Below are 9,591 nucleotides of genomic sequence, written 5' to 3' on the forward strand. Positions count from 1 at the left end.
TACAGCCTTTTCTCAGTGGCGCCTGTGCGCTGCTGACTTGATTTATTATGCACCATTCATCTACATAAGTCAACACTATTTCTTAACTTTTTTTATCTTTATTTCTCTTTATTTTCTTATCCCCATAATTATACCCTTGTCCCCATTTTATCCACTGTTTTTACTGTATTTATACACATTTTGTGGATAAACTTCTCATATTCCTTCTATTCCTCTCATATATTAATACAAAGCATAAAGACTAGGTGGAGATCAAGGGAGTCCTAATACTGTGCGTTTTAGGCCATACCCTTGTTTTTTTATGGATTTTTTACGTTATCCTCCTCTTAGTTTGATGAGCTTTCGTATTCTTATTGGAGGTGAATATATGTATGACATCATTATTGTAGGAGCTGGTGTAGTAGGTTGTGCTATTGCTCGTGAGCTTTCACGTTACCAACTTAATACTTTAGTGCTAGAAAAAGCAAATGATGTATGCTGTGGAACAAGCAAAGCAAATAGTGCTATTGTCCATGCTGGTTTTGATGCAAAACCTAATACGTTAAAAGGTAAGTTGAATGCCCCCAGTAATCTACTTTTTGATGAGCTTGTAAGTGAGCTAGATTTCCCATTCAAACGTAATGGCTCTCTTGTCTTATGCTTTGACCAAAAAGATATACCTGCTTTACTTGAACTTAAAGATCGTGGTGTCCAAAATGGTGTTCCCAATCTTGCAATTCTCTCTGGTGATGAAGTGAGACGCTTAGAACCTGCTGTAACTGACCAAGTTGTTGCTGCACTGTATGCACCTACTGGTGGCATTGTATGCCCATTTAACTTGACTATTGCACTTGCTGAAAATGCACATACTAATGGAGTTGAGTTCCACTTTAATACTCCTGTTACTTCTATTAAGAAAGAAGAAGATTACTTTGTACTTACGTCTCCTTGTCAAACTTACCAAGCTAAAGTGGTTGTTAATGCTGCTGGTGTATTCAGTGATACTTTAAATAATATGGTTAGCGCTGACCAATTCACTATTACACCTAGAAAAGGTGAGTATAACCTCTTTGATAAATATGTAGGACATTTAGCTAGTCATACTTTATTCCAACTTCCAACTAAACTTGGAAAAGGTATCTTAGTTTCTCCTACTATTGATGGTAACTTACTTGTAGGACCTAACGCAGTAGACCAAGATGATAAAGAAGATTTAGATACAACGAGACACGGCTTAGATGGTATTATGCAAAAAGCACTACTTAGCGTAAAATCTATTCCTCTTAATATGGTGATCACTTCTTTTAGCGGACTGCGTGCCCGTTCAGAATTAGATGACTTTATTTTAGGTGAAGCTTCTGATGTGCCTAACTTCTTTAATGCCGCAAGCATTGAGTCTCCTGGACTTACTTGTGCACCACTTATAGGTAAGTATATTACCGATCAAATTTGCAACAAAGTAAATCCACCTCCAAATCCTCACTTTAATCCTAAACGTAAAGGAATCATTAGGTTTAATGAATGTTCTAAGGAGGAACAAGAGAAACTTATTCAATCTAATCCTCTCTATAGCAAGATAGTCTGTAGATGTGAATCTATTACAGAAGCTGAAATTGTAGATGCCCTTACACGACCTCTAGGTGCCCGTGATCTAGATGGTATAAAACGTAGAACACGTGCCGGTGCTGGTCGTTGCCAAGCTGGGTTCTGCCTTGTTCGCAATATGGAGCTTCTTGCAAAGTATTTAAATATACCTCTTATGGAGGTTAGCAAATTTGGTAAGTCTTCTACCTTTTTAGTTGGTCGTAATAAAGAAGATCTTTAATCTAGGAGGTGTACGATGCAAAGCTATGACTTAATCATTGTTGGTGGAGGTCCTGCTGGTTTAGGTGCTGCTCTAGCTGCTAGAAAAAAAGGCATTCAAAATTTACTTATTATAGAACGTGAAGCTTATCTTGGTGGGATTTTAAATCAATGTATTCATAATGGCTTCGGCCTTCATACTTTCAAAGAAGAACTTACTGGTCCAGAATATGCCGAACGATTTGTAAGTGCAATTCATAAGGAAAATATACCTTACTTACTAGGCACAATGGTCTTAGATATTACTTCTGATAAAGTAGTTTATGCACTCTCTCCTACAGAAGGTTTACTTACTTTAAAGGCAAAAGCCATTATTCTTGCTATGGGATGCCGTGAAAAGCCTCGTGGTGCGCTTACTATTCCAGGTAGTCGATGTAGTGGTATATTAACTGCTGGTACTGCTCAAAAGTTAGTGAATATGCGTGGTTTTATGCCGGGTAAAGAAGTAGTTGTATTAGGTTCTGGAGATATTGGCCTTATTATGGCAAGACGTATGACTCTTGAAGGTGCTAAAGTCAAAGCTGTAGCTGAGCTTCTTCCATACTCTAGTGGTTTAAAGCGTAATATTGTGCAATGTCTAGATGATTATGGCATCCCTCTCTTACTTAACCATACTGTTACCAAGGTTCATGGTAAAGATAGATTGACAGGAGTTACTATAGCTAAGGTAGATGAAAGTAAAAAGCCTATCCCTAATACTTCTACCTTTATTCCTTGTGACTTACTCCTTCTTTCTGTAGGTCTTCTACCAGAAAATGAACTCTCTCGCAAAGCTTCTATAGAACTTTCTCCTATTACAGGTGGAGCAATTGTAAATGAAATCTTAGAAACAAGTACACCTGGCATCTTTGCTTGTGGCAATGTCCTTCATGTTCATGACTTAGTTGACTATGTAACAACTGAAAGTGAAATAGCTGGTGCACATGCTGCAGACTATATTCTTAGTCATACTCATTCTTCTACTACTGACAAAATACCAATTCTTGTAACAGAGGGTGTGCGCTATAGCGTACCTCATTTCCTAACTTCTGCTCCTACAACACCTATTACATTTCGCTTTAGAGTAGATAAAGTCTATAAAGATGCTTATAAATGTCTCTATATTAATGACATGCGTGTTATGAAAAAGAAAAAACGTATTTTTACACCAGGTGAAATGGAATACCTTATCCTTACACCGGATCTCCTAGCTAAACATCCTCATATTACTTCCATCACTTTAAAGATAGAAAGGAGTTAAGCTATGAAAACAGTTGAACTTACATGTATTGGTTGCCCTCTTGGCTGTAGTCTTACCGCAACTTTAGATGACGATAAGGTCATAAATGTTACAGGCAACTCCTGCAAAATTGGTGTAGATTATGCTCATGAAGAATGTACACACCCTACTAGGGTTCTAACAACTACTTTACCTGTACGTGATGGTAACTTTCCTCGTGTAGCTGTTAAAACAAAGAAACCCATTCCTAAAACCAAGATTAGAGCTTGTATGAAAGCACTCAAAACACTAGAAGTTCGTGCACCTATTAATGTTGGTGATATCTTATGTAAAGATTTAGCCAATACAGGTGTAAGTGTTGTGGCTACTCAAAAAGTCTCTAAGATTGTTTAATACCTTTTAGTTCTAGCCCTAATTCTTGTCTCATAAACTTAATTAAAGGGCTAATCTTAAAATTAGCATAAACTTACTCTTCATTTCTTATTTTGGCACCCTGTTTTACAGACTCTTCTATTCCTTTCCTAGATGCACTAAAATTCAATTTTTCTTTTTCTTTGAGTGTACCCATTATACATGGGTTATTAGATTTATAGATAGAAGTACTGGGGCTCTATCTATTTCTACATTTTCTATGATATGATGGGATTAACTTCTATTTATTCTAAGGGGGTATTTTATTTATGCCAAAGTATATCATGTCGTTAGATCAAGGAACTACTAGTTCAAGATGTATTCTTTTTAACGAAAAGGGTCTCATTGAAAGTGTAGCTCAAAAAGAATTTACTCAAATTTATCCTAAAGCTGGCTGGGTAGAACATGATCCTGCTGAAATTTGGTTTACCCAAATTAGCGTTGCTACAGAAGCAATGCAACATATTAATGCTTCTGCAAGTGATATCGCTGCTTTAGGTATTACCAATCAACGTGAAACAACTGTTGTATGGGATAAGGCAACTGGTAGACCTATCTACAATGCTATCGTATGGCAATGTAGAAGAACCTCCGAATACTGCGATAGCCTTAAAGAAGAAGGCTATGACCAAGTTATTAAAGACAAAACTGGTCTTATCTTAGATGCTTATTTTTCTGGCACTAAAGTTAAATGGATTCTAGATAACGTTGAAGGTGCAAGAGAAAAAGCTGAACGTGGCGAACTTCTCTTTGGTACCATTGATACTTGGCTTATTTGGAATCTCACAAATGGCAAAGTTCATGTAACGGACTATTCCAATGCTTCACGTACCCTCCTATTCAATATTCATACATTAAAATGGGATGAAGACATCTTAGCTAAATTAAACATTCCACTTTGTATGCTCCCAGAAGTTAAACCTTCTAGCTGTGTATATGGAGAAACTGATCCTTCTCTACTTGGTGGAGCTATCCCTATTGGTGGTGCTGCTGGTGACCAACAAGCTGCTCTTTTCGGTCAAGTTTGTCATAAACCAGGTACAGCCAAAAATACTTATGGCACAGGTTGCTTCTTGCTTATGAATACAGGTGAGCAGGCTATTACTTCTAAAAACGGCCTCCTTACTACAATCGCTTGGGGACTTGATGGTAAAGTTGAATATGCACTTGAAGGAAGTATCTTCATTGCAGGTGCAGCTATTCAATGGCTAAGAGATGAGTTACGTATGATTGACCATGCTTCTCATACTGAAACTTATGCTAAGTCTGTTCCTGATACTAACGGTGTATATGTGGTTCCTGCCTTTACAGGACTTGGTGCACCTTATTGGGATCAATATGCACGTGGTACAGTGGTAGGTCTTACTCGTGGTGTTAAAAAGGAACACTTTATTCGTGCAACATTAGAATCTCTAGCTTATCAAACTTATGATGTTCTCAAAGCGATGCAAGAAGATTCAGGCATTGAACTTAAAGCACTTAAAGTAGATGGTGGTGCCTGTGCAAATAACTTCTTAATGCAATTCCAATCTGACATTCTTGGTGTTCAAGTTGATAGACCTGAAATTATTGAAACAACAGCCCTTGGCGCTGCATACCTTGCAGGTCTTGCAGTAGGATACTGGAAAGATAAAGAAGATATCAGCAAGAATTGGGCTCTTTCAAAAAGCTTTGTACCAAAAATGACTACTGAAAAGTGTGATGAATTACTCGTTGGCTGGCATAAGGCTGTAAAATGCTCTCTAGGTTGGGCTAAATAATTAAGAGAAGTTGTTAAAAAGTATTTAATTCGAGGGGGAATTGAATGATGTCAACATTCTTTGCAGAGCTTTTAGGAACTATGATTCTTATACTTTTAGGTAATGGCGTTGTTGCCAATGTAAATCTTAACAAATCAAAAGGTAAAGGTGGCGGTTGGATCGTTGTTGCTACAGGTTGGGCACTTGCTGTTGCTATTCCTGTATACATCTTTGGCCCTATTAGTGGGGCGCACTTTAATCCTGCTGTAACTATTGCCAATGCAGCAATTGGTAATTTTGCTTGGGCAGATGTACCTATGTACATTATCGCTCAAATGATTGGTGCTATTATTGGTGCATGTCTTGTATTCCTTCATTACCTCCCACATTGGAAGGAAACTGAAGATAAGGCTACAAAACTTGCATGTTTTGCAACAGGTCCAGCTATTCCTTCTACAATCGGAAACTTTATTTCTGAGTTTATCGGAACATTTATTTTAGTATTTGCATTACTCGGTATTGGTAACACAGTTATGGTAGACGGACTTTCTCCTATGGTAGTAGGTCTCGTTATCTGGGTAATCGGCTTAACACTCGGTGGTCCAACTGGTTATGCTATCAACCCTGCTCGTGACTTAGGTCCTCGTATTGCTCATGCACTCCTTCCTATCCCAGGAAAAGGTGACTCTGACTGGAAATATGCTTGGATTCCAGTTGTTGCACCAATAGCTGGTGGCGTTGTAGCCTCTTTAATATTCGCAGCTATTTTTTAAAATTTAAACTGTTATAATTTATCTACTCTACAAAGTAAAATAATAAGGGCATGCCATTCTAGATTTTTACGACGGATTTTGGGCTAAACTATTTTTGTTTCTCCTCCTATCCTGAAAGATATCTAGAGAGCTATGCCCTTTTATTATAGGAAGTAAAGCATTAATAATTATCATTGAAAATGTTTAGGGGGCTACTATGAAAAAGATCATTAATAATACAAGTCAAGTTGTAGAAGAAATGTTAGAAGGTATTGTATGTGCTTATCCTCATGCTATTAAACGTCTGCCTGGCACACAAGTTCTTGTACGTGCAAATAAACCAGATCATAAAGTTGCCCTTGTAAGTGGTGGCGGAAGTGGGCATGAACCTTCTCATGGTGGATTTGTAGGAACGGGGATGTTAGATGGTGCTGTAGCTGGTGCTGTATTTACATCACCTACACCTGACCAAGTTTATGAAGCCATTAAAGCCGTTGATAATGGAAGTGGTGTACTCCTTATTATTAAAAATTATACAGGAGATGTACTCAACTTTGAGATGGCTGCTGATCTTGCCATGATGGATGGGATTGAAGTAGAAAAGATTATCGTTAATGATGATGTAGCTGTAGAAAATAGTACTTGGACTACAGGTAGACGTGGTATTGCAGGTACACTCTTTGTACATAAGATTGCAGGTGCAAAAGCAGAAGCAGGCGCACCTCTTAGCGAAGTTAAACGTGTAGCTGAAAAGGTTATTGCCAATGTCCGTTCCATGGGAATGGCACTTTCTGCTTGTACAGTACCAGAAGCCGGCAAACCTAGCTTTACCCTTGCTGATGATGAGATGGAAATCGGTCTAGGTATTCATGGCGAACCAGGTACTCATCGTGAAAAAATTAAAGAAGCTGATGCTATTGTAAGTGATTTATTAGATAAAATCTTTCTTGATTTATCACTTCAAGCTCAAGATGAAGTAGCTGTTCTTGTAAATGGCTTAGGTGCAACCCCACTTATGGAACTCTATATTGCTAATCGCAAAGTAAATGAAATCCTTACTTCAAAAGGAATTATACCCGTTAAAACATTGGTAGGAAACTATATGACTTCTATTGAAATGGCCGGTTTCTCCATTTCACTTCTAAAGTTAGATAATGAACTTAAAGGCTTACTTGAAGCACCTGCTAATACACCTGCACTCGTACAATATTAATTCAAATAAATTCATCTTCTTAATACATTAAAGAGCTATAAAACTTCTATTTGTTCTATAGCTCTTTTTCTATCATTAAAATTGTTCAGTTTTCTTTAAAAACTATTCATTAAGGACTACTAATCGCTTACCAGCCTAATTGTTTTGTTTTATTAGTGAAATGGGTATCATCATTCTTAAAGATAATATGACACTCACCTTTTTCGTCACATTCAATTTTTGTAAGCGTTGTTTGCCCCATAACCTCTTGATTCACATCTTCATCCTTAAAGTAATACATTAAGGCTTTTAAAGTAATGCCGTGAGCTACAATAAGTATTTCTTTTCCTTTGTTTACTTCAATAATCTCATCCATAGCCTGTCTTACTCTATCCCTTACTTCCTCTAGGTTTTCACCACCTGGAGCTGACATAGTTGTATCACCTTCCATAATCAGATTAATATTCCACTCAGGATTTTCTTTTGTAATCTCTTCTGTCTTTCTTCCTTCATATTCTCCAAAGCCCATTTCCATAAGTGCATCGCAAGTAATGACTTCTACTGATTTATCACCCTTTAAAATATGTGCTGTATGTAATGCCCTCTCAATTGGACTTGAGTAAATAACATCTATGTTTAAGTCTTTTAAACGCTCTTTGAGTTCTTCAGCTTTTTGGATTCCTTCTTGTGTAAGTGGTGAATTACCTCTTCCTTGTAAACGCTTTTCTATATTCCATTCTGTCTGTCCATGTCGTGTTAAATAAATTGTTGTTTTCATTTTACTGCCTCGTTTCTATACACTGTATATGCTATTCATTATTTATTATAAAAGCTTTTTATATTTATAGGAAGTTTAAAAACGTTAAAAAAGATAATATAACTTAAATGATAAGTTTAATGGAAATTAAGTTATAAAAAAGAGGTACTGTATGAACTGACCCCAATAAGTTAGACCTAAAAATCTAACTTATTGGAGGTCAGTTTTTTTATGGCAAAATATAGTTTTGAGTTGAAAGAAAGAATTGTTCAAGCTTATTTAAATAATGAAGGTGGTTGGCGTTTTCTAGCCAAAAAATATGGTATTTCCAGTATCGACTCTATACAGCGTTGGGTTGCTGCATATAAAAAATATGGTTCTGAAGGATTGCTCCGTCGTCCAAAAAATAAAATTTATTCTTTTGATTTCAAACTTCGTGTAGTAGAGTTATATTTAACAACAGGAGTTTCGTATCAGGAATTAGCTTTATCAGTTGGAATGAATAACCCCACATTAGTTTCTAAGTGGGTAAATGATTTCAGAATTGCTGGTCCTGATGCTTTAAGACTAAAGTGTAAAGGACGGTATATACAAATGGGTAAAACTAAAACTTTAATATCAGACACACCAGCTCCATCTAAGTCTAGTGGTGATTATATTAAACAACTCGAAGATGAATTATTAAAACTTAAAATAGAAAATGCATATTTAAAAGAACTGAGGAGACTGCGTTTAGAGGGAATACCTCAGAACACAAAGCGAGAATCATCTACAGCCTCCGAGGATCATTCAAACTAAAAGATATTCTCGCAATTACAGCCTTTCCCAAATCAACATATATGTACTGGCAGAAACGTTTTGATAGAGAGAATCCAGACCAGGCGTTAGAAAAAGAGATTCTTGAAATACAAAAGAACAATAAAGATTTTGGTTATCGTCGTATTTATGGAGTATTAAGAAAACAAGGATTGATTGTAAATAAGAAACGTGTACAACGTATTATGCAGAAACTAGGACTCCAGGTTACATCATTTACTAGAAAAAGTCGCAAATATAGTTCGTACAGAGGGAAAGTGGGAAAGGTTGCTTCTAATAGGATTCATAGACGTTTTAAGACACATATTCTACATCAAAAGATAACCACAGATACATCTGAGTTTAAGTATTATGAAGTAGATGAAAAAGGAAAAATGATCATTAAGAAGCTTTATCTAGATCCCTTTATGGATATATGTAATAGTGAGATTATAAGCTATGGCATTTCAGGTCATCCGTCTGCTCAAAATATAATGATGGCCTTAAATAAGGCGATAGAAATAACATCTGATTGCAAATATCGTAGGACATTTCATTCAGATCAGGGTTGGGGTTATCAAATGAAAAGATATGTCCGTACCCTTAAAAAAAATAAGATTTTTCAGAGTATGTCACGAAAAGGAAACTGCCATGATAATTCTATAATGGAGAACTTCTTTGGAATTATGAAACAGGAGATGTATTATGGTGTGACCTATTATAGCTATGAGGGGCTCAAAAAAGCTATTGAAAATTATATAAAATATTATAATGAACAACGCATTAAAGAGAAGCTAGGTTGGATGAGTCCGGTAGAATATAGACTTAGTCTCTTAGTTGCATAAAAAATAGCATAGTGGTTAAAACCACTATGCTATAAAGTC

General features: G+C 36.4%; 8 protein-coding genes. 7 read left to right on the forward strand and 1 reads right to left on the reverse strand.

The features are described 5' to 3' along the window. Positions 1–367: 367 nt before the first annotated feature. From PBV87_RS16765 to dhaK, 6 genes are all read left to right on the forward strand, one after another. Positions 368–1,804 carry an NAD(P)/FAD-dependent oxidoreductase gene (locus PBV87_RS16765; RefSeq protein WP_271013021.1) on the forward strand — a complete coding sequence of 479 codons (1,437 nt, stop codon included), beginning with the start codon at positions 368–370 and terminating at the stop codon, positions 1,802–1,804. A gap of 15 nt (positions 1,805–1,819) precedes the next feature. Beyond that, positions 1,820–3,082 carry an NAD(P)/FAD-dependent oxidoreductase gene (locus tag PBV87_RS16770; RefSeq protein WP_271013022.1) on the forward strand — a complete coding sequence of 421 codons (1,263 nt, stop codon included), beginning with the start codon at positions 1,820–1,822 and terminating at the stop codon, positions 3,080–3,082. 3 nt (positions 3,083–3,085) lie between these two features. After that, the gene (locus PBV87_RS16775) at positions 3,086–3,454 is read left to right on the forward strand and encodes a DUF1667 domain-containing protein (RefSeq protein ID WP_053982358.1); all 369 of its coding nucleotides are present in this window, start codon (positions 3,086–3,088) and stop codon (positions 3,452–3,454) included. 287 nt (positions 3,455–3,741) lie between these two features. Continuing rightward, positions 3,742–5,232, forward strand: coding sequence for a glycerol kinase GlpK (gene glpK / locus PBV87_RS16780; protein ID WP_271013023.1), 1,491 nt, complete (start codon positions 3,742–3,744; stop codon positions 5,230–5,232). A gap of 47 nt (positions 5,233–5,279) precedes the next feature. Continuing rightward, positions 5,280–5,984, forward strand: a complete 705-nt coding sequence (locus PBV87_RS16785) for an MIP/aquaporin family protein (protein WP_271013027.1) — start codon at positions 5,280–5,282, stop codon at positions 5,982–5,984. A 196-nt stretch (positions 5,985–6,180) separates the two neighbouring features. Further along, positions 6,181–7,176, forward strand: coding sequence for a dihydroxyacetone kinase subunit DhaK (gene dhaK / locus PBV87_RS16790; RefSeq protein ID WP_271013024.1), 996 nt, complete (start codon positions 6,181–6,183; stop codon positions 7,174–7,176). A gap of 127 nt (positions 7,177–7,303) precedes the next feature. Here dhaK and PBV87_RS16795 read toward each other — a convergent pair whose 3' ends face one another. After that, entirely contained in the window at positions 7,304–7,933 is a 630-nt protein-coding gene (locus PBV87_RS16795) for a histidine phosphatase family protein (RefSeq protein WP_271013025.1), read from the reverse strand. 210 nt (positions 7,934–8,143) lie between these two features. On the opposite strand from PBV87_RS16795, the gene PBV87_RS16800 reads away from it, so the two are divergent. Then, positions 8,144–9,552, forward strand: a protein-coding gene (locus PBV87_RS16800) for an IS3 family transposase (RefSeq protein ID WP_271013026.1) whose coding sequence is annotated in 2 segments (ribosomal slippage) — positions 8,144–8,621 and positions 8,621–9,552 — 1,410 coding nt in all. Because the reading frame shifts where the segments join, the coding sequence is not laid out codon by codon here. Positions 9,553–9,591 lie beyond the last annotated feature (39 nt).

It is taken from the genome of Holtiella tumoricola (assembly GCF_027857615.1).
Taxonomy (GTDB): domain Bacteria; phylum Bacillota; class Clostridia; order Lachnospirales; family Cellulosilyticaceae; genus Holtiella; species Holtiella tumoricola.